The sequence below is a fragment of the Actinoallomurus sp. CA-142502 genome (assembly GCF_050936355.1).
Lineage (GTDB): Bacteria > Actinomycetota > Actinomycetes > Streptosporangiales > Streptosporangiaceae > Actinoallomurus > Actinoallomurus iriomotensis.
The window spans coordinates 5,235,432-5,253,472 of record NZ_JBNJMY010000001.1 but is presented as its reverse complement, the minus strand read 5'-3'; the positions used below and the strand labels follow the sequence as shown (position 1 = coordinate 5,253,472).

Annotated in this window: 19 protein-coding genes and 1 pseudogene; 10 read left to right on the top strand and 10 right to left on the bottom strand. The window is 71.1% G+C overall.

Annotated features, from left to right (window positions below):
• Positions 1-3: 3 nt before the first annotated feature.
• The 4 genes from ACQEV1_RS25020 to ACQEV1_RS25005 are packed head-to-tail and all read right to left on the bottom strand — an operon-like array spanning position 4 to position 3,543.
• Positions 4-318, bottom strand: a complete 315-nt coding sequence (locus tag ACQEV1_RS25020; protein ID WP_285636712.1) for a non-heme iron oxygenase ferredoxin subunit — start codon at positions 316-318, stop codon at positions 4-6.
• A complete protein-coding gene (sufD, locus tag ACQEV1_RS25015; protein WP_433396457.1) occupies positions 315-1,430 on the bottom strand; it encodes a Fe-S cluster assembly protein SufD in 1,116 nt (371 codons plus the stop codon). Before sufD ends, ACQEV1_RS25020 begins: the two co-directional genes overlap by 4 nt.
• Entirely contained in the window at positions 1,430-2,842 is a 1,413-nt protein-coding gene (sufB, locus tag ACQEV1_RS25010; protein ID WP_285584160.1) for a Fe-S cluster assembly protein SufB, read from the bottom strand. Before sufB ends, sufD begins: the two co-directional genes overlap by 1 nt.
• The gene (locus tag ACQEV1_RS25005) at positions 2,839-3,543 is read right to left on the bottom strand and encodes a helix-turn-helix transcriptional regulator (protein WP_285636718.1); all 705 of its coding nucleotides are present in this window, start codon (positions 3,541-3,543) and stop codon (positions 2,839-2,841) included. The genes sufB and ACQEV1_RS25005 overlap by 4 nt, the downstream gene beginning before the upstream one ends.
• Before the next feature lie 378 nt (positions 3,544-3,921).
• Here ACQEV1_RS25005 and ACQEV1_RS25000 point away from each other — a divergent pair, with 378 nt between their 5' ends.
• The 3 genes and pseudogenes from ACQEV1_RS25000 to ACQEV1_RS24990 form a co-directional block, all read left to right on the top strand.
• Positions 3,922-4,230 carry a pore-forming ESAT-6 family protein gene (locus ACQEV1_RS25000; RefSeq protein ID WP_285636707.1) on the top strand — a complete coding sequence of 103 codons (309 nt, stop codon included), beginning with the start codon at positions 3,922-3,924 and terminating at the stop codon, positions 4,228-4,230.
• Positions 4,184-4,519, top strand: coding sequence for a DUF6507 family protein (locus tag ACQEV1_RS24995; RefSeq protein WP_433396455.1), 336 nt, complete (start codon positions 4,184-4,186; stop codon positions 4,517-4,519). The genes ACQEV1_RS25000 and ACQEV1_RS24995 overlap by 47 nt, the downstream gene beginning before the upstream one ends.
• Positions 4,516-5,283: pseudogene (locus ACQEV1_RS24990) on the top strand (DUF6177 family protein); the annotation flags it as partial. The gene ACQEV1_RS24995 and the pseudogene ACQEV1_RS24990, both read left to right, overlap by 4 nt.
• 58 nt (positions 5,284-5,341) lie before the next feature.
• Here ACQEV1_RS24990 and ACQEV1_RS24985 read toward each other — a convergent pair.
• Both ACQEV1_RS24985 and argF read right to left on the bottom strand, forming a co-directional pair.
• Complete coding sequence (locus ACQEV1_RS24985) at positions 5,342-6,709, bottom strand: MFS transporter (protein WP_433396453.1); 1,368 nt, start codon at positions 6,707-6,709, stop codon at positions 5,342-5,344.
• A gap of 71 nt (positions 6,710-6,780) precedes the next feature.
• Positions 6,781-7,773: an ornithine carbamoyltransferase gene (gene argF / locus ACQEV1_RS24980; protein WP_433396451.1), complete on the bottom strand. Its 993-nt coding sequence runs from the start codon at positions 7,771-7,773 to the stop codon at positions 6,781-6,783.
• A gap of 118 nt (positions 7,774-7,891) precedes the next feature.
• On the opposite strand from argF, the gene ACQEV1_RS24975 reads away from it, so the two are divergent.
• From ACQEV1_RS24975 to ACQEV1_RS24955, 5 genes are all read left to right on the top strand, one after another.
• The gene (locus tag ACQEV1_RS24975) at positions 7,892-8,803 is read left to right on the top strand and encodes an ABC transporter ATP-binding protein (RefSeq protein WP_285584141.1); all 912 of its coding nucleotides are present in this window, start codon (positions 7,892-7,894) and stop codon (positions 8,801-8,803) included.
• 85 nt (positions 8,804-8,888) lie between these two features.
• Complete coding sequence (locus tag ACQEV1_RS24970; RefSeq protein WP_433396449.1) at positions 8,889-9,653, top strand: ABC transporter permease; 765 nt, start codon at positions 8,889-8,891, stop codon at positions 9,651-9,653.
• A 3-nt stretch (positions 9,654-9,656) separates the two neighbouring features.
• Positions 9,657-10,598, top strand: coding sequence for an EamA family transporter (locus tag ACQEV1_RS24965; protein ID WP_433396447.1), 942 nt, complete (start codon positions 9,657-9,659; stop codon positions 10,596-10,598).
• Positions 10,599-10,747: 149 nt separating this feature from the next.
• A complete protein-coding gene (locus ACQEV1_RS24960; RefSeq protein ID WP_285636692.1) occupies positions 10,748-11,329 on the top strand; it encodes a Uma2 family endonuclease in 582 nt (193 codons plus the stop codon).
• A gap of 61 nt (positions 11,330-11,390) precedes the next feature.
• Positions 11,391-12,416: a COX15/CtaA family protein gene (locus ACQEV1_RS24955; RefSeq protein ID WP_433396445.1), complete on the top strand. Its 1,026-nt coding sequence runs from the start codon at positions 11,391-11,393 to the stop codon at positions 12,414-12,416.
• Here the strand turns inward: ACQEV1_RS24955 and ACQEV1_RS24950 are convergent.
• A complete protein-coding gene (locus ACQEV1_RS24950; protein WP_433396443.1) occupies positions 12,373-13,170 on the bottom strand; it encodes an MBL fold metallo-hydrolase in 798 nt (265 codons plus the stop codon). The genes ACQEV1_RS24955 and ACQEV1_RS24950 overlap by 44 nt on opposite strands.
• A gap of 47 nt (positions 13,171-13,217) precedes the next feature.
• On the opposite strand from ACQEV1_RS24950, the gene ACQEV1_RS24945 reads away from it, so the two are divergent.
• Complete coding sequence (locus ACQEV1_RS24945; RefSeq protein WP_433396442.1) at positions 13,218-13,625, top strand: MerR family transcriptional regulator; 408 nt, start codon at positions 13,218-13,220, stop codon at positions 13,623-13,625.
• Here the strand turns inward: ACQEV1_RS24945 and polX are convergent.
• The 3 genes from polX to ACQEV1_RS24930 all read right to left on the bottom strand — a co-directional run bounded on the left by polX (position 13,607) and on the right by ACQEV1_RS24930 (position 16,834).
• A complete protein-coding gene (gene polX, locus ACQEV1_RS24940) occupies positions 13,607-15,319 on the bottom strand; it encodes a DNA polymerase/3'-5' exonuclease PolX (RefSeq protein WP_433396440.1) in 1,713 nt (570 codons plus the stop codon). The genes ACQEV1_RS24945 and polX overlap by 19 nt on opposite strands.
• Before the next feature lie 20 nt (positions 15,320-15,339).
• Complete coding sequence (locus tag ACQEV1_RS24935; RefSeq protein ID WP_285636677.1) at positions 15,340-16,038, bottom strand: hypothetical protein; 699 nt, start codon at positions 16,036-16,038, stop codon at positions 15,340-15,342.
• A 175-nt stretch (positions 16,039-16,213) separates the two neighbouring features.
• Positions 16,214-16,834: a GntR family transcriptional regulator gene (locus ACQEV1_RS24930; protein WP_285584125.1), complete on the bottom strand. Its 621-nt coding sequence runs from the start codon at positions 16,832-16,834 to the stop codon at positions 16,214-16,216.
• A 140-nt stretch (positions 16,835-16,974) separates the two neighbouring features.
• On the opposite strand from ACQEV1_RS24930, the gene pdhA reads away from it, so the two are divergent.
• A complete protein-coding gene (pdhA, locus tag ACQEV1_RS24925) occupies positions 16,975-18,033 on the top strand; it encodes a pyruvate dehydrogenase (acetyl-transferring) E1 component subunit alpha (RefSeq protein ID WP_285636672.1) in 1,059 nt (352 codons plus the stop codon).
• Positions 18,034-18,041 lie beyond the last annotated feature (8 nt).

The window sequence follows — 18,041 nt, the reverse complement described above, 5'->3', positions numbered from 1 at the left end:
GTCTCAGGACTCCTTGAGCGAGACGTACACGTCGTCGCCCTCGATCTTCACTCGGTACGTGGAAACCGGCTGCGTGGCCGGCGGATTGGTGGGCTTGCCGCTGCGCACGTCGAAGCACGAGCCGTGCAGCCAGCACTCGATGGTGTGGTCGTACACCTCGCCCTCGCTGAGCGCGACCTCGGCGTGGGAACAGACGTCGTGCAGCGCGAAGACCTCCTGGCCGATGCGCACGACCGCCACCGGGGTGTCGTCGATCTCCACCGCCAGCGCACCCTGGTCAGGGACCTCGGCCAGCGCACAGGCGCGCACGAAACTCATCGATCCAGCTCCTTGTCGATGGCCGTACGGACCTGCTCCTGAATATCGGGCACGGTGATCTTGTCGACGAGCTGGCCGAGGAAGCCGCGGACGACCATGCGCCGCGCCACGTCGTGGGGGATGCCGCGCGCCTGGAGGTAGAACAGGTGCTGGTCGTCGAGGCGGCCGGACGCCGAGGCGTGCCCCGCGCCGGCGACCTCGCCGGTGAGGATCTCCAGGTTCGGCACCGAGTCGACCCGCGTGCCGTCGGTCAGCACGAGGTTGCGGTTGAGCTCGTACGTGTCGGTGCCCTCGGCCTCCGCCCGGATGATGACGTCGCCGATCCAGACGGTGTGGGCGCCCTCGTCCTGCAGCGCGCCGCGGTAGTCGACGCGGCTGCGGCAGTTCGGCGTGGTGTGGTCGACGAGCAGCCGGTGCTCGATGTGCTGGTCCTTGTCCACGAAGTAGACGCCGTACAGCTCCGCGTCGCCGCCCGGGGCGTCATAGGCCACGGACGGGGCGATGCGGACCACGTCACCGCCGAGGCTGACCGTGAAGCTCGTGAACTTCGCGTCCCGGCCGAGCCGCGCGTGCTGGTGGGACAGGTGCACGGCGTCGTCGGCCCAGTTCTGCAGGCTGAAGACCGACAGCGAGGCGCCGTCGCCCACCACGAACTCGACGTTGTCGGCGTAGGTGGCCGTGCCGATGTGGTCGAGCACGACGGTGGCCTGCGCGAACGGCTCCAGGACGACGGTCGTGTGGCCGAAGGCCACACCACCCTCGCCGCGCAGCGTCACGACGGTCGGGCTGGTCGCCACGACCTCCTTCGGCACCGTGATCAGGGTCGCCTGGGCGAACGAGGCGTACGCCTGGGCGCTCACCCGGTCGGCCGGGACGTAGGCCTTGCCGACCCGCTCGTCCGTACGGCCGACGGTCTCGACCTTCACCTCGGGCGCGGCGTCGACGTCGACGACGACCTTGCCGTCGGCCTCCGCGCCCTTGTGCAGGTCGCGCAGGCGGCGCAGCGGGGTGAACCGCCACTCCTCCTCGCGCCCGGTCGGCACCGGGAAGTCGGCGACGTCGTACGACGTGCGCTCATGCAGCGTCGACAGGGGCCGGGTCTCCACACCCATCAGCCGACGGCTCCTTCCATCTGCAGCTCGATGAGGCGGTTGAGCTCGAGGGCGTACTCCATCGGCAGCTCACGCGCGATCGGCTCGACGAAGCCGCGCACGATCATCGCCATGGCCTCGTCCTCGGTGAGCCCGCGGCTCATGAGGTAGAACAGCTGGTCCTCAGAGACCTTGGAGACGGTCGCCTCGTGGCCCATCTCGACGTCGTCCTCGCGGACGTCGACGTAGGGGTAGGTGTCGGAGCGGCTGATCTGGTCGACCAGCAGCGCGTCGCACTTGACCGTCGACTTGGAGTGCTCGGCGCCCTCCTGCACCTGGACCAGGCCGCGGTAGCTCGTACGGCCGCCGCCGCGCGCCACCGACTTGGAGATGATGGTCGAGGAGGTGTTCGGCGCGTTGTGCACCATCTTGGCGCCGGCGTCCTGGTGCTGACCCTCGCCGGCGAAGGCGATGGACAGCGTCTCGCCCTTGGCGTACTCGCCCATGAGGTAGACGGCCGGGTACTTCATCGTGACCTTGGAGCCGATGTTGCCGTCGACCCACTCCATCGTGCCGCCCTCGTAGCAGACGGCGCGCTTGGTCACGAGGTTGTAGACGTTGTTCGACCAGTTCTGGATGGTCGTGTAACGGCAGCGGGCGTCCTTCTTCACGACGATCTCCACGACCGCGGAGTGCAGTGAGTCGGACTTGTAGATCGGCGCGGTGCAACCCTCGACATAGTGGACGTACGCCCCCTCGTCGACGATGATCAGCGTCCGCTCGAACTGACCCATGTTCTCGGTGTTGATCCGGAAGTAGGCCTGCAGCGGGATCTCGACGTGCACGCCCGGCGGCACGTAGATGAACGAGCCGCCCGACCAGACCGCGGAGTTGAGCGCGGCGAACTTGTTGTCGCCGACCGGGATCACCGAGCCGAAGTACTCCTGGAAGATCTCCGGGTGCTCGCGCAGGCCGGTGTCGGTGTCGAGGAAGATGACACCCTGCTTCTCCAGGTCCTCGCGGATCTGGTGGTACACGACCTCGGACTCGTACTGAGCCGCGACGCCCGCGATCAGGCGCTGCTTCTCGGCCTCGGGGATGCCGAGCTTGTCGTAGGTGTTCTTGATGTCGGCGGGGAGCTCGTCCCACGACGCGGCCTGCTTCTCCGTCGACCGGACGAAGTACTTGATGTTGTCGAAGTCGATGGCGGAGAGGTCGGCGCCCCACGTCGGCATCGGCTTCTTACCGAACAGGCGCAGGCCCTTCAGACGAAGGTCGAGCATCCACTCCGGCTCGTTCTTCTTCGCCGAGATGTCGCGGACGACCTCCTCGTTCAACCCGCGACGGGCCGACGCACCGGCCGCATCCGAATCGGCCCAGCCGAACTTGTATCTTCCGAGCCCCTCGAGCTCAGGGTGGGCTGCCGTAGTCATGCGGAGGCGCCTCCGGACTCCTGCTTGTCGTCGTTCTTCTCGGTCAGCTCACGCGAAGTCACGTGAGTCGTGCAAACCCCGTCGCCGTGGGCGATGGTCGCCAGCCGCTGCACCGGGACGCCGAGCAGCCGCGCGAACGTGGCGGTCTCGGCCTCACAGAGCTGCGGGAAGCTGGCCGCGACGTGCGCGACCGGGCAGTGGTGCTGGCACAGCTGCTGCCCCCCGGCCGGCGCGGTGCCGGCCGCGGCGGCATAACCGTCCGCGGACAACGCCTCGGCCAGCGCGCGCACCCGCTGCTGCGGGGGCACCGCGCGGATCGCCGCGCCGTAACGCGCCTCGAGATCACCGAGCTGGCGACGGGAGAACTCGGCGACGGCCTCGTCACCGAGCCGCTCGGCGATGAACCGCAGAGCACTCGTGGCGAGGTCGTCATAGGCGTGCTCGAACGCGCTGCGGCCGGCGTCGGTGATGACGAACAGCTTCGCCGGACGCCCGCGCCCTCGTGAGGCGTGCGGGCGGCTCCGGCGCACCTCGATCATCTCCTCGGCGAGGAGGTGGTCGATGTGACGCCGCACGGCCGCGGGCGTGAGCCCGAGCCGCTGGCCGAGCGCCGAGGCGCTGATGGGACCATGTTCAAGAATCAGGCGTGCCACCCGCGCGCGTGTGGTGCGCTCGGCGTGGCTCGGACCGAACGCGGGCATGCCGGCGGACGCCGGGGCACTGCTCCTCGTGTCGGTCACGTTTTTCACAACATCAGTGTGGCCTAATTCCTTCCCTCCGCACAAACGGAACCGGGTTACCTACCTCACTTAGGCAAGCCTTACTCCACCTGCGGCTTCGCCCGCCGTACGGCTCGGCGACGGCGAGCCGCTCTCCACCGGTCGGGGCGGGGCTCCTCCACCGCACACCCATGGCCGCATCCGGCCGGGCGGTCCCTCGCACCCCGGCCTCCCCATCGGTCCAGCTCAGCGGCGGACTCCCGAATTCCCGCGGAGAGGGACCGCCGGCTTCCGCGGAACCCGGTACGCCCCGGACGCGTTTCGACGGGGCGAAATTCCGGGGCTGAAGGAGACACCACGATGGGGCACGACCGGCTCAGCTGGGACTCAGGGGCATCAGCGGAGACGCAGGGGAACCTTCAAACGATCACCGGCCGGTCAGAGCAGCTGATCGGCACGCATGACTCCGACGTGAGGGCCGCACTCGCGGACTTCCTCGCGGACGGGGTGTCCGACACCTACAGCGGCAAGGAGCAGAAGTGGCTCGCCGCCGCGGCGCAGACCCAGCAGATCATCGATCTGGTGAAGCGCACCATGACGCAGAACGACTCCCCTGCGCAGCATGCGCAGTCTCGGGCTCGTGCGGCCGTCGACGCCATCGGCGCCTGACGCGCGACCACTGACGGACATGGCATACGGAGGGGTTCGTTCGTGGCTCCGAGGTGGAAGGTCACAGAACTGCCGGAGCGGCATCGTGTCGAAGGCGCTCACGGACTTCGTCACGCATCCCCAGCTGACGCCGCCCCGCATCGTCAACCGCACCCAGAACTCCCTCAACGGCGTGGTCGAGGCGCCCAACGCCTACATCGAGGGTGATCACGAGATGATGCTGGACGCGCAGCGGAACGCCGCGAAGGCGCCGGTCGTCGACCTGCCCAAGCGGAAGCCGCCGAAATGAACACGGCCAAACCGAGTCTTCTTCGCGGCAAGATCGGTGACGATCTGTCCGGCGCGCTTTCCAAGGCCGACGGCGGCGCGGGCACGCTGGCCCCGTCCTTCACCCGGACTCCGCCGTCGCTCGGCGCGCATCTCATCCTGACGCTGCGGGTCTGTCAGCCGCCCGCTCCCAACACCGAGCTGGGCGGCGCGGTCGAGCACCTCTGGCGGTCACTCACCGGCGCGCCGCCGAGCGGCTGGGGTACCGCCGAGCCCGCGGCCCAGCCGTGGAACCCCGGCGGGCTCACCGAGATGTGCCGCGACCGCGCTCCCGATCCCACGTGGGCCGTGCTCGTGGGCGGGCCGGCGGGTGAGACCGGCCGGCCGTCGATCGGGACACTGCTGGTCTCCCGGGTGCAGGGCGGAGTGGAGGAGGCGTCCCACATCGTCATCGGATACCGCTCCGGCGAGGAGGTCCCCTCCCCAGGACTGCTCCGCGGGCTGGCCGACGACCTGGCCCGCGGCTTCTCACTGACCTCGCTGTTCGTCCAGCGGGGCGCCGGACCCGCCGACGTCACCGCGCTCCCGCACTGGGTCGGCGTGCCCGGTCCGGTCGGGATGGCGGTCGGCCCCGGCGGCCTGAAGGCGACCGGCCTCGATCGAGCCCTGTCGGCGCCGATGGTCACCGCGCACCGCAGCGGCGGGGATCACGCGCCCTCGGTCTGGTTCGACATCGGCGACGGGGTCTCGCCGGAGGGGTTCTCGAACTTCGAGCGGCTCATGGCCCATCTCGGCTCCCCGCACAGGTCGGCGGGTACGGCTGAGGTGACCCGGCCGGCCGTGCTCAACCCGCGACCCTCCCCGCCGTACGGGGGACGGCGACCGCGGCCAGGACGGCGCCGAGGAGGAAGGCGACGGCCGCGACGGCCATCGCGGTGGGGAGCCCGGTGGAGACGGCGAGGGTGCCGACCAGGGCGACGCCGATCGTACTGCCGACCTGCCGGCCGGTGTTGATCGCTCCCGAGGCCACTCCGGCCCGGTCCGCGGGCGCGGCCTCGACCACGGTCGTCGTCGCGGCGGGCATGGTGAAGGCCATGCCGAAGCCCGCCGCCATGAGCGGGACGACGAGGACCGCGTAGGAGACGTGCGGCCCGGCGACCATGAGCCCGAAGAGCCCGGCGGCGCCCGCGCACAGGCCGGCCAGCATGGTCGGCCGCGTGCCCGCGCGGTCCGTCACGCGCCCGGACAGCAGGGACGCCAGTGACACCACGAGTCCCTCCGGCAGCAGCGCCAGACCGGCGGCGACCGGACTCATGTGGCGGGTGTTCTGGAAGTACAGGCTGATGACGAAGAGCTGGCCGTAGAAGCCCAGGTTGATCAGCAGCCCGATCGCCGAGCCCCCGGCGAACGCGCGGTCGCGGAACAGCCCCAGGGGCAGCATCGCACCGGCCGAACGGTGCTCGAGGACGATGAAGACCGCGATGAGCAGGGCGGCGGCCGCGAAGCCGCCGAGGATGAACGGGGCGGCCCAGCCCTCGGTGCGGGCCTCGATGAGCGCGAAGGTCAGCACCCCGAGGGCGGCGATCACGGTCGCCTGGGCGGGCAGGTCGAACCCCGGGCGGCCGTGGCCGCCCGCCGAGGGCACGTGCCGCCGGGTCATCAGGAGTGCGGCCAGGCCGATCGGCACGTTGACGAAGAAGACCAGCCGCCAGCTCACCGCCTGGGTGAGCACCCCGCCGATCACCGGGCCCGAGGCGGCCGCGACGCCGGCCACACCGCCCCAGACGCCCACGGCGCGCGCCCGCGCCCCGGGATCCTCGTACGCGGCGCGCACCAGTGCCAGGGAGCACGGCACGAGCACCGCCGCGGCGGCGCCCTGCACCAGGCGGGCGGCGACCAGGGTCGCCGCTCCCGGAGCGAGCCCGCAGGCGGCCGAGGCGACGACGAACAGCCCCAACCCGCCGCAGAACACCCGCCGGGCGCCGTACCGGTCGCCGAGCGAGCCGGCCGTCAGCAGCAGCGCCGCGAAGGTCAGCGTGTAGCCGTCGACCACCCACTGGAGCGCCCCGACGCCTCCCCCGAGGTCACGACCGAGCGCGGGCAGCGAGAGGTTCACCGCCGTCGCGTCGAGGATGACCATGAAGTAGCCGAGGCAGATGGCGGGCAGCGCGAGCCGGGAGGGCGTCTGCGGCCGGACGTTGACGTGGACCATGTCCCCAGGCTGGCCCCGAAACCATTCGACGAGGACCGAAACGTCGTCGCCCCGCCCTACGGGGCGACGGCTCAGTCCGCCAGCGTGGCCACCAGAATCGCCTTGATCGTGTGCAGGCGGTTCTCCGCCTGGTCGAAGACGATCGAGGCCTTGGACTCGAACACGTCGTCGGTCACCTCAAGGGCGTCCAGGCCGAACTCCTGGTAGATCTCCTCGCCCATGGTCGTCTCACGGTCGTGGAACGCGGGCAGGCAGTGCATGAACCGCACCGAGGGGTTCCCGGTCGCCTCCAGGACGGACTCGTCGACCCGGTACGGGCGCAGCAGCGCGATGCGCTCGCCCCAGACCTCCCGCGGCTCTCCCATCGACACCCAGACGTCGGTGTGCACGAAGTCCACGCCGCGCACGCCCTCGGCGACGTCGGCGGTGAGGGTGAGGCGGGCGCCGCTGCGGGCGGCGAGCTCGCGCGCGGCGGCCTGGACCGGCTCCGGCGGCAGCAGCCCGGGCGGCGCGACGATGCGCACGTCCATGCCGAGCAGCGCGCCCGCGACGAGCAGGGAGTCGCCCATGTTGTTGCGCGCGTCGCCGAGGTAGGCGTAGGAGATCTCGCCCAGGGGCTTGTCGCTGTGCTCGGTCATCGTGAAGACGTCGCACAGGCTCTGGGTCGGGTGCCACTCGTCGGTCAGGCCGTTCCACACGGGCACGCCCGCCTGCTCGGCGAGGATCTCGACGTCGGCCTGGCGCGCCCCGCGGTACTGGATGCCGTCGAACATCCGGCCCAGCACGCGCGCGGTGTCGCGGACCGACTCCTTGTGGCCGATCTGGGAGCCCGCCGGGTCGAGGTACGTCGTGTGGGCGCCCTGGTCGTGGGCGGCCACCTCGAACGCCGAGCGCGTGCGGGTGGAGGTCTTCTCGAACAGCAGCGCGATGTTGCGGCCCGTGAGACGCTGACGCTCGGCGCCCTCACGCTTGGCCGCCTTCAGCTCCGCCGACAGCGTCAGCAGGAAGCGGAACTCTTCCGGCGTGACGTCGAGTTCTTTGACGTAGCTCCGCCCACGCAGCATCTGACCTCCCGAGGAATACACGAGCACTGTATCCCTATGCGGGCCGCTGAATCAATATTCAGCGCGCACTTCGGGGGTCATCACTCGGTGACGACCGGCCCCACCTACACTCAGTGCCATGACACCCCTCGCCGTCGATGTGAACGGCCTGGTCAAGCGCTACGGCACGAACATCGCCGCCGACGGGCTGTCGTTCACCGCCCGGCGCGGCGAGGTCACCGCCCTGCTCGGCCCCAACGGCGCGGGCAAGACGACCACCGTGGAGATCTGCGAGGGGTACCGGCGCGCCGACGGCGGCACCGTGCGAGTCCTCGGCCTCGACCCTCGCGACCAGGCACTACGCGCCCGTGTCGGCGTCATGCTGCAGTCCGGCGGGGTGCCGACCGGCGCCCGCGCCGGGGAGTACCTCCGCCTGGTCGCCGGCTTCTACGCCGACCCCGTCGACCCCGCCCTGCTGCTCGAACGCCTCGGCCTGACCGGTGTGGCCCGCACCGCGTACCGGCGCATGTCCGGCGGGCAGCAGCAGCGCCTCGCCCTCGCGGCGGCCGTGGTCGGCCGCCCGGAGCTGGTCTTCCTCGACGAGCCCACCGCCGGCCTGGACCCTCAGGCCCGGCTCGCTACCTGGGAGCTGGTCGAGGAACTGAAGGCCGCGGGCGTCGCGGTGATCCTCACCACGCACCACATGGAGGAGGCCGAGCGCCTCGCCGACCAGGTCGTGATCGTCGACCGGGGCGTGGTGATCGCCGACGGCAGGCCACCGGAGCTGACCGGGGCCGAACGCCAGCTGCGCTTCCGCGCCCGGCCCGGTCTCGGCCTGGACGAGCTGCTGTCCGCGCTCCCGCCGGCGACCATGGCCAAGGAGTCCCCGGCCGGCCACTACGTCATCGAGGGCGACCTCGTGCCCGAGCTGCTCGCCTCGGTGACCGCCTGGTGCGCCTCGCACGGCGTCATGACCGAGGACCTCCGCATCGAGCGCCGCACCCTCGAAGACGTCTTCCTCGAACTCACCGGACGGGAACTGCGTTCGTGACCACGAGCGAGCCCTCCGCAGCGAGCGGAGTGGACGGCCGAGGCACGAGGTCGTCCGCGGAGCGAGTGAGGAGTGAGAGCGACCAATGAGCACAGTTTTCACGCCGTCGCCGGGGGCGGCGCCGCTTCCGCGCATGATCGGCGCCCAGACCGCGTACGAGGTGCGCAACCTCCTGCGCAACGGCGAGCAGCTCCTCCTCACCCTGATCATCCCGGTCGCGCTGCTGGTGCTGTTCGCCTCCGCGCCGCTCCTCGACGTCGGCCCGGGCCGCCGCGTGGACTTCCTCGCCCCCGGCGTCCTGGCCCTGGCCGTGCTGTCCACCGCGTTCACCGGCCAGGCGATCGGCACCGGCTTCGAGCGCCGCTATGGCGTGCTGAAACGCCTCGGTGCCACGCCGCTCCCGCGGACCGGCCTGATCGCGGCCAAGTCGCTGACCGTGCTGCTGGTCGAGCTGCTCCAGACCGTGGTCGTCGGCGCGGTCGCGCTCGCCCTCGGGTGGAGCCCGCACGGCGACCCGGCCGTCGCGGTCCTCCTCGTACTGGTCGGTACGGCGGCGTTCAGTGGATTCGGCCTCCTGATGGCGGGCACTCTGCGCGCCGAGGCCACTCTCGCCGCCGCGAACCTCGTCTACCTGCTGCTGCTCGTGCTCGGCGGGGTGGTATTCCCGTTGACAAAATTCTCCGGCGGGCTACGTTCGGTCCTCGAACTGCTTCCGATCTCCGCGCTCGCCGACGGCCTGCGGCAGGTCCTGCAGCACGGCGCCGGCCTGCCCGTACGTGACCTGGTCGTCCTGCTGGTATGGGCCGTGCTCGGCCTCGCCCTGGCGGCGCGCTTCTTTCGCTGGGAGTGACCGATGGCGCTCGCTGACGCCCAGGGCTCGTACGGCCGGGCGGGTTGGTTCCGCACGCGGGCGGGGGCCCTGCGCCCCTCGCTCGGCTCGGTGCCGCCGCCCGCGCTGATCCTGCTCGGCATCGTCTCGGTCCAGATCGGCGCGGGCCTGGCGAAAAACCTGTTCGCCCGGTCCTCCCCCGACGCCGTCGTGATGATGCGCCTGCTGACCTCGGCGGTCGTCCTCGGCGTGGCGTACCGGTCGTCCCTGCGCGACCTGCGCCGCCTGCACTCCTGGCGCGACATCGGCGTGGCCGCGCTGTTCGGCCTGACGCTGGCCGGGATGAACGCCTGTTTCTACCAGGCCCTGGCGCGGCTGCCGCTGGGCATCGCGGTGACCGTGGAGTTCCTCGGCCCCCTGTCGGTGTCCATCCTCGCGTCGCGGCGGCGGCTCGACCTGCTGTGGGCGCTGCTGGCCCTCGGCGGGGTGACCCTGCTGGCCCGCGGCAACGGCGACGTGACGCTCACCGGAGTGGCGTTCGCGCTGCTGGCGGCGGCCGGCTGGGCCTTCTACATCCTGCTGAGCGGTGCGACGGGGCGGCGGTTCGCCGGCTCGTCCGGGCTGGCGGTGGCGAGCATCGTCGGCGCGGCCGTCATGCTGCCCGTCGGCGTCGGCACCGCCGGCACCAAGCTGCTGGACCCCGAACTGCTCCTCGTCGCCGCCGGCGTCGGCCTGCTGTCGTCGGTCATCCCCTACACGCTGGAGCTGGAGGCGCTGCGGCGCATGTCGGCACGCCTGTTCGGCATCCTGATGAGCATCGAACCGGCGGTGGCGGCAGTGGTGGGGCTGGTGTTCCTGGGCGAGATGCTGTACTGGCGCGAATGGCTGGCCATCGGCATGGTCATCACCGCCTGCGTCGGCGCCACCCGCTTCCAGCAGTCCCCACCCGAAGCCCCCGAGGCCTGATATCCACACGCGTGAGACGTTCTGTCACCGTCCATGTACGGTGGGTGTGCACCGAGGGTATTTCGCGATGACGTGACACACTTGAGAGGACGATTGGCATGCCAGGCATGACGACGGCTTCTCCGCTCACGTCTTCCGCGAGGACACCGATGACCGGCGCACCGGACTGGCCCTACGGGCCCTACACCATCGATGACCTGGATGCACTACCCGACGAGGGGGTGCGCCGTGAACTCGTGAACGGGTGGATTCTCGTGGCTCCCTGGCCGAGCACCTTCCACGACCATGCGGCAAAGATCCTGGGACGTGCGCTGGAAGACGCCGCCGACGATGTAGACGCCGACGTCTACGTCAATGGCCCGCTCGACGTCGACACCGGACCATCGATCCGCGTGCCGGACGTCGTGGTCGTCGAGGGGGAAGCCGCGAGAGCGGCTCGGGCCCGCCGGGCGCGTGCCTACGACGCGTTGGACGTGCTTCTGGTCGTGGAGATCGTTTCGCCGAGGAGCGGCAGCGAGCAGCACGATCGCGTCGACAAGGTCTTCGAGTACGCGCGGGCGGGCATCCCGCAGTACTGGTTGATCGATCTGGAGCCCGAGCCGTCGATCGTCGTCCGTGCTCTGGGGGATGACGGCAGGTACCACGTCACCGCCTCGGCCACTGCGAGTGCGCAGCTCAAGATCGAGGAGCCGTTCCCGTTCTCGTTCGATCCGGTGCGTCTGCTCGGCTGAGTCCGGCCGTCCGTGGTGACCCGGATCCGGGTCATCACGCGGCACTCATACGATGAGGGGCGTGCGATCCGACAATCCCGTGGCCCGGCTCGTCGATGCCGTGTGGCGTCCCACGTCCGCCTCGATGCGGTGGCTCGCCCTCGCCGGGGTGGCCGGTAACGCCGTCATCATGTCCACCGGCGCGGCCGTACGCGTCAGCGGGTCCGGCCTCGGGTGCCCCACCTGGCCCAAGTGCACCGGCGACAGTCTCGTGCCGTCCCACTCCCCCGAGCACGCCGCCGTCAACATGGCGATCGAGTTCGGCAACCGGCTGCTGACCTTCCTGGTGCTCGCCGTCGGCGTGGCGGTCTTCGTGGCGGCGGTGCGCCTGTCGCCCCGGCGGCGCGACCTCGTACGGCTCGCCGCGGTCCAGCCGCTCAGCGTCGTCGCCCAGGCCGTGGTCGGCGGCATCGTCGTGCTCACCGACCTCAACCCGGCCGCGGTCACCGCGCACTTCCTGCTCTCCCCCGCCCTGCTGGCCGCGGCGACCGCGCTGTGGATCCGCGCGAGCGAGGGCGACGCGCCCGCCCACCGGCTCGTACGCGCGGAGCTGGTCTGGCTCGCCCGCGCGCTGATCGGCGTGGTCGTCGTGCTGCTGGTGGCGGGCACCGTCGTGACCGGCACCGGGCCGCACGCCGGTGACGCGAAGGCGCCGCGTTTCGGGTTCCGGATCGAGCAGGTCGCGCAGCTGCACGCCGATGTCGTCTGGGCCACGGTCGGCCTGACGTTCGCGCTGCTGCTCGGGCTGCGGCTGACGAACGCGCCACGCCGCGCCCAGCGATGCGCGCTGGAGTTGCTCGTGGTCGAGCTGGCCCAAGGCGTCATCGGCTATGTCCAGTACTTCACCGGCGTGCCCGGCCCGCTCGTCGTCGTGCACGTGCTCGGCTCGGCGCTGGTGTGGATCGCCACCCTGCGGGTCGCCTTCGCCCTGCGCGAGCGGGGTCCCGTGCCCGCGACGACGCCGCGCGCCGTGCGGGAGAGCGGGCCGGAGCCCCGGCTCCCGGTCAGCCCCGAAGGCGATCCAGCTCCCACGGGTCGTGCGCGCTGAACACCGACACCTGATCGCCGTGGTCACGGACCAGCTCGCGTAGCCGCGCCTGCGTGCCCAGCCGCAGGTCGTGGTGGACCTCCGAGGTGGTCTGCACGAGGTCCAGCACCGGGTGCGGGTGCGGGTCGGCGCTCAGCTCCCGGTGGTAGTAGTACGCGTCGCCGCAGTGCAGCAGCCAGCGGTCCCCGTCGTGGACGGCGACTCCGGTGTGACCGGCGGTGTGGCCGCCGAGCGGCACGAGCCGGATCTCCGGGGGCAGTCCGTCCGGCTGGACCGAGGTGAACCCGAACCAGTCGTCGCCCTCGGGCGTGTACGTCGCCCAGTGCGGGCCGTGGGCCCAGTGGGCCGGGCGGTAGCGGAAGCTGGGCGCCTCGGCGACCGCCGCCTCCAGCTCCGCGGCGAGCACGTGCACGCGGGCGTCGGGGAAGTCCGGCAGACCGCCGCAGTGGTCCACGTCGAGGTGGGTCACGATGACGTGCCGTACGTCGCCGGGTGAGTGGCCCAGCCGGGCGATCTGACGTACGGCGGTCTCCTCCTCGTCCAGCACGGGCTCGGCCATGGTGACCCAGTCCGCGCCGAGGGTCGCGTCCGGGTCGCGTACGTCGCCGAGGCCGAGGCCGGTCTCGACCAGGACCAGGCCGTCGGCGTCGGTCTCGACCAGCAGGCAGTGGTTGACGGCGTGCGCCGGCGGCGGGCCGTCGTAGGTGGCCTCGATCGTCCGGACCGAGCCGCAGTTGAGGTGATGGATTTTCATGGCGGGTAGTCTGCGACTTGAAGCGCGATTCAAGTCAAGGAGGCGGAATGACGGAGGCGCTGCTGGACATCGCCGAGGTGGCCGGGCGTTCCGGCCTCGCGCCGTCGGCGCTGCGGTTCTACGAGAAGAAGGGCCTGATCGCCCCGGCGGGCCGCAACGGCCTGCGGCGCACGTACCGGCCCGACGTGCTCGACCGCCTCGCGCTGATCTCCTGCGCCCGCAGCGCGGGCTTCACCGTCGCGGAGATCGGCCGGTTCCTCGTGGCCACTCCGGGCGACACCGACCTGCGCGCCCGGATGGCCGTCAAGGCGCGGGAGCTGGAGGAGGACATCGCCCGGCTGACCCGGATGCGCGACGGCCTAAGGCACGCCGCCGCCTGCGCCCACGAGACGCTCGTGGAGTGCCCGGACTTCAAGCGCGCCTTCGCGGCCCCGGCTCAGCCGGTGCCGAGGTAGTCGCGGAGCCGCTCCAGCGGCCACGTGTTGACGACGTCGTCCGGCGTCAGCCAGCCGCGCTGCGCCGTGCCGACGCCGTACCGCAGGTTGGCGAAGTGCCCGGTCGCGTGGGCGTCGCTGTCGATGGAGAACTTCACCCCGTGCCGCAGGGCGCGGCGGATCAGGTCGGCGGGCAGGTCGAGCCGGTCGGGGAACGCGTCGATCTCCACGACCGTGTGGTGGCGGGCGCAGGACTTGAACACCGCGTCCCAGTCGCAGTCGACGGGCTCGCGGCGGCCGATCAGGCGGGCGGTGGGGTGTCCGAGGACGTGGACGCCGGGGTTCTCGACGGCGCGGACGATCCGGCGGGTCATCGTCTCTCGGTCCTGGGTGAACAGCGAGTGCACCGACGCCACGCAGATGTCGAAGCCGGACAGGAACTCCTCCGGCCAGTCGACCTCGCCGTCGGCGTCGATGTTCAGCTCGGTGCCGTGCAGCAGCGTCAGGCCCGGATGGCGCTCCCCCAGCGCGTGCACGGCCTCCCGCTGGGCGAGCATCTTCTCGTCGGTCATGCGCTGCATGAACAGGTTCGGCGCGTGGTCGGTGATGGCGAAGTACTCCCACCCCTGGGCCGCCGCGGCGGCGACCATCTCCTCCAGCGGGGCGATGCCGTCGGTCAGGTCGGTGTGACTGTGCAGGTCACCGCGCAGGTCGGCGAGCTGGACCAGGCGCGGCAACGTGCCCTTGAGCGCGGCGTCGATCTCGCCGCCGTCCTCCCGCAGCGTCGGCGGCACCCACGGCAGCCCGAGGCGCTCGTAGACCTCCTCCTCGGTCGCGGACACGACGAGCTCGCCGCTCTCCACGTCGAACAGGCCGTACTCCGACAGCTTCAGCCCGGCGCGTACGGCGATCTCGCGGGTGCGGACGTTGTGCGCCTTGGAGCCGGTGAAGTACTGCAGGGCCGCGCCCCAGGACTCGGCCGGGACGACGCGCAGGTCGACCTGGAGCCCCTTGGTCGTACGGATGGAGGTCTTGGTGTCGCCGCGCGCGATCACCTCGGAGACGAGCGGGAGGGCGGCGAACGCCTCCATGAGCGGAGCGGAGTCGGCCGCGGCGGCGAGGACGTCGACGTCGCCGATGGTCTCCCGCGACCGCCGCAGCGAACCGGCGTACTCACAGCGCTCCGCGAGCGGCGACAGCGCGGCGACGACCTCCTCGGCCACCTCCATCGCCACGTCGATCAGTACGCGGTCGCCGGCGCGCTTCATCAGCTCGATGCCGTGGAGGATGTTCTCCTCGGTCTTGGCGCCGAACCCCTTGAGCCCCTCCAGCCGCCCGGCGGGAATCGCCTCGGCGAGCTCGTCGACGGAGGAGATGCCGAGTTCTTCGTACAGCACGAGCGCCTTCTTGGGCCCGAGCGTGGGGATCGCGGTGAGCGCCCGAACACCGGCCGGGATCTTGGCCCGGACGGCCTCGAGCTGGCGAATCGTGCCGGTCTCGCGGTGGTCGAGGATCTTCTTGGCGATCGCCTCGCCGACGTTGGGGATCCGCCGCAGCCCCTTGAGGTCGAGCGTCGAGACGTCCTCGGCGTAGCCGGCGATGGACCGGGCGGCCTTCTCGTAGGCGCGCACCTTGTACGCCGCCTCACCGGTGATCGAGAGCAGGTCGGCGAACTCCTGGAAGAGCTCGGCGACCTCGTCGTTGGGGCGCCCCATGGGACGATCCTAGACGCGGCTCACTTCCGCAGAACGCCGTCCCGCGCCCATTGAACGATCGTGACGGTGAGCTGCACGACCGCCTGCGCCTCTTCGAGCGTCGGCGTCCGCCTCTGGCCCGCGCCGTGCCGGTCCGGGTTGGGCCACAGCAGCCGGAGCATCCCGACCAGAGGAGCGACGGCGTGATCGCCGTCCGCCCCGGGAAGAACCAGCCTCCAGCCGTTCTCCGGCCGGCGGAGCTGGCCCAGCACGTCCCCCATCGTCGCCTTCGCCTTCTTTGGCACGACGACCGGGATCAGCACGGACTCGGCCGCCTTGATCGAGTGGTCCCACGCGTCGGACGCGTCCGGACCCCGGCCGTAGGCGGCGGCCCAGGCCAGCCGCAGTTCCTCGCTCGCCGCGTCGAGCGGCGACATCGCCCGCTCGGCGGCACTCACCATGGCCGGTGCGACGCGACGCTGCAGCGATCTCCCGTCCGGAGAAACGGTCCACACGGAACCGCAGAGCTCGAGAGCGCGCCGAAGGTCCTCCTCGCCTCCCGTCGTCACGGCGAGCGTCGCGTCGACAATGTCGAGGAAGACCTCGGGGTCCGCCTCCGCCGCACGGAAAAGCTCCTCAAAGGCGTAATTGGGGGTGCTCCACCCCCCGACCGCCACTCTGGTCATGCCGGCCACCGTGAGGATCAGCGAGTTCGCCTCAGCAGAGCTGGGGCGCCACATGAGCATCTCCTTGAGCCAATGCTCCAGCTGACCTGCCAGGTGTGCCGGGACACCCTCGTAAGGACCCTCGAGCTCGCGTCCGGCCTCGCGGTCGGAAAGTCTGCGCCAGGCCATACCGGGCCTCGATTCAGGAGATCTCCATAACCCGGAGACACCGTAACCCGGCATGAATCGGTCAGGGCGCGTACTTCATCACGTGGTCGTGGAGCATACGGCCGACGCGGGGGTCGGCTCGGCGGAAGGCGTCGGCGATCTCGATGTGTTCGGCGGTCTTGCCGCACAGCTCGGTGTCGTGGCGGCGGACCGACAGGGTGGTCCAGATCTCGATGCCCAGCGACTCCCAGACCTCGCGCAGCAGGCGGTTGCCGGCGGCGTCGACGATCTCACGGTGGAAGGCGATGCTGTGCCGCATCACGTCCGGGCCCTCCGCCGTGGCCAGGCGTTCGATGTGCCCCTCCAGGGCCTCCACCCGGCCGGCCAGGTGACGGGCGGCGAGTTCGGCCGCGGTCTCCTCGAGCCCCGCCCGTACGGGGAAGAACTCCGCGAAGTCGACCTCGGTGAACTCCCGGACGCGCGCGCCGCGGTTGGGCATCGTCTCGACCAGCCGCAGCGCCTCCAACTGCCGGAGGGCCTCGCGGACCGGCGCCTGACTGACCCCCAGTTCGGCGGCGATGCGACGCTCGACGATACGCTCGCCGGGCTGGAGTTCCCCCGACGTGATGCGGTCGATGAGGACCTGCCGGATCTGGTCCCCGAGGCCGGTGCGGACCAGGGCCGGGGCGTTGAGAGCGTTCACGCTCGTCAATCGTAGATGACCGCCGTTCAGAGGGCACCGGCGACTGAACTATGATCGATCATTGATCGGCTGCTGATCTAACGGGCGTACGTCGTGGTCACCCCAGGACGCGCGGCCTGCGTACGAAGGGGAAAACCTCGATGGCTGACACCGACACGAGGAGCCCGGCGCGTTCCCGCCGGACGCGAAAGTCCAGGCCGCGGCCCGAGACACTCGTCGCCTACTACCGGCAGATGCTGCTGATCCGCCGCTTCGAGGAGCGCGCCGCGCGGGCGTACACCGAGGCGAAGATCGGCGGGTACTGCCACCTCAACCTCGGCGAGGAACCCACGATCACCGGCCTCATGGCCGCGCTCGATCCGCGTGACTACCTGTTCACGAACTACCGCGAGCACGGTTACGCCCTCGCCCGCGGCATCGAGGCCCGCCGCGTCATGGCGGAGCTGTACGGGCGCAGCACCGGTGTCTCCAAGGGCTGGGGCGGGTCGATGCACCTGTTCGACACCGGCTCCCGGCTGCTCGGCGGGTACGGCATCGTCGGCGGCCAGCTTCCCCTCGCCACCGGCGCCGCGCTGGCCATCTCCTACCGGGGCGGCGACGAGGTCGTCATGTGCCAGATGGGCGACGGCACCACCAACATCGGTGCCTTCCACGAGTCGCTGAACATGGCCACGCTGTGGGACCTGCCGATCGTCTTCGTCGTCATCAACAACGGCCTGGGCATGGGCACCACGGTCGACCACTCCTCCGCCGAGCCCGAGCTGTACCGCCGCGCCGCCGCGTACCGCATGGAGGGCGCGCGCGTGGACGGCACCGACGCGGTGGCCGTACGCGACGCGGCGCACGCCGCCGTCGAGCGGGCCCGCTCGGAGCAGAAGCCGTTCCTGCTGGAGACGACGAGCCCGCGGCTGCGTGGCCACTCGGTCGTCGACCCCGCGCGCTACCGCACCGCGGAGGAGAAGGAGGCACTGAAGGCCGCCGACCCGCTCGCGCGCTTCGCGCTGGAGCTGGAGGAGAGCGGCGTTCTGGACGCCGAGGCGCGCGAGAAGCTCGACGCCGAGGTCAAGGCCGAGGTCGACGACGCGGCGGCGTTCGCCGACGACAGCCCGCACCCCGACGTCTCCACCCTGTTCGACTACACGTACGCGACGCCGGTACCGGGCGAGTCCCGCCGCCTGCCCGCCGACCCGGTCTTCTAGAGGAGCCC

What these genes read in the sequence shown, in the direction of transcription:
- pdhA (WP_285636672.1), top strand. Translation starts at nt 16,975, where the DNA reads ATGGCTGACACCGACACGAGGAGCCCGGCGCGTTCCCGCCGGACGCGA.
- sufB (WP_285584160.1), bottom strand. Translation starts at nt 2,842, where the DNA reads ATGACTACGGCAGCCCACCCTGAGCTCGAGGGGCTCGGAAGATACAAG.
- ACQEV1_RS24995 (WP_433396455.1), top strand. Translation starts at nt 4,184, where the DNA reads ATGCGCAGTCTCGGGCTCGTGCGGCCGTCGACGCCATCGGCGCCTGAC.
- polX (WP_433396440.1), bottom strand. Translation starts at nt 15,319, where the DNA reads ATGGGGCGCCCCAACGACGAGGTCGCCGAGCTCTTCCAGGAGTTCGCC.
- ACQEV1_RS24965 (WP_433396447.1), top strand. Translation starts at nt 9,657, where the DNA reads ATGGCGCTCGCTGACGCCCAGGGCTCGTACGGCCGGGCGGGTTGGTTC.
- ACQEV1_RS24960 (WP_285636692.1), top strand. Translation starts at nt 10,748, where the DNA reads ATGACCGGCGCACCGGACTGGCCCTACGGGCCCTACACCATCGATGAC.
- ACQEV1_RS24950 (WP_433396443.1), bottom strand. Translation starts at nt 13,170, where the DNA reads ATGAAAATCCATCACCTCAACTGCGGCTCGGTCCGGACGATCGAGGCC.
- argF (WP_433396451.1), bottom strand. Translation starts at nt 7,773, where the DNA reads ATGCTGCGTGGGCGGAGCTACGTCAAAGAACTCGACGTCACGCCGGAA.
- ACQEV1_RS24985 (WP_433396453.1), bottom strand. Translation starts at nt 6,709, where the DNA reads ATGGTCCACGTCAACGTCCGGCCGCAGACGCCCTCCCGGCTCGCGCTG.
- ACQEV1_RS24945 (WP_433396442.1), top strand. Translation starts at nt 13,218, where the DNA reads ATGACGGAGGCGCTGCTGGACATCGCCGAGGTGGCCGGGCGTTCCGGC.
- ACQEV1_RS24935 (WP_285636677.1), bottom strand. Translation starts at nt 16,038, where the DNA reads ATGTGGCGCCCCAGCTCTGCTGAGGCGAACTCGCTGATCCTCACGGTG.
- ACQEV1_RS24975 (WP_285584141.1), top strand. Translation starts at nt 7,892, where the DNA reads ATGACACCCCTCGCCGTCGATGTGAACGGCCTGGTCAAGCGCTACGGC.
- ACQEV1_RS25000 (WP_285636707.1), top strand. Translation starts at nt 3,922, where the DNA reads ATGGGGCACGACCGGCTCAGCTGGGACTCAGGGGCATCAGCGGAGACG.
- ACQEV1_RS25020 (WP_285636712.1), bottom strand. Translation starts at nt 318, where the DNA reads ATGAGTTTCGTGCGCGCCTGTGCGCTGGCCGAGGTCCCTGACCAGGGT.
- ACQEV1_RS25005 (WP_285636718.1), bottom strand. Translation starts at nt 3,543, where the DNA reads ATGCCCGCGTTCGGTCCGAGCCACGCCGAGCGCACCACACGCGCGCGG.
- sufD (WP_433396457.1), bottom strand. Translation starts at nt 1,430, where the DNA reads ATGGGTGTGGAGACCCGGCCCCTGTCGACGCTGCATGAGCGCACGTCG.
- ACQEV1_RS24970 (WP_433396449.1), top strand. Translation starts at nt 8,889, where the DNA reads ATGAGCACAGTTTTCACGCCGTCGCCGGGGGCGGCGCCGCTTCCGCGC.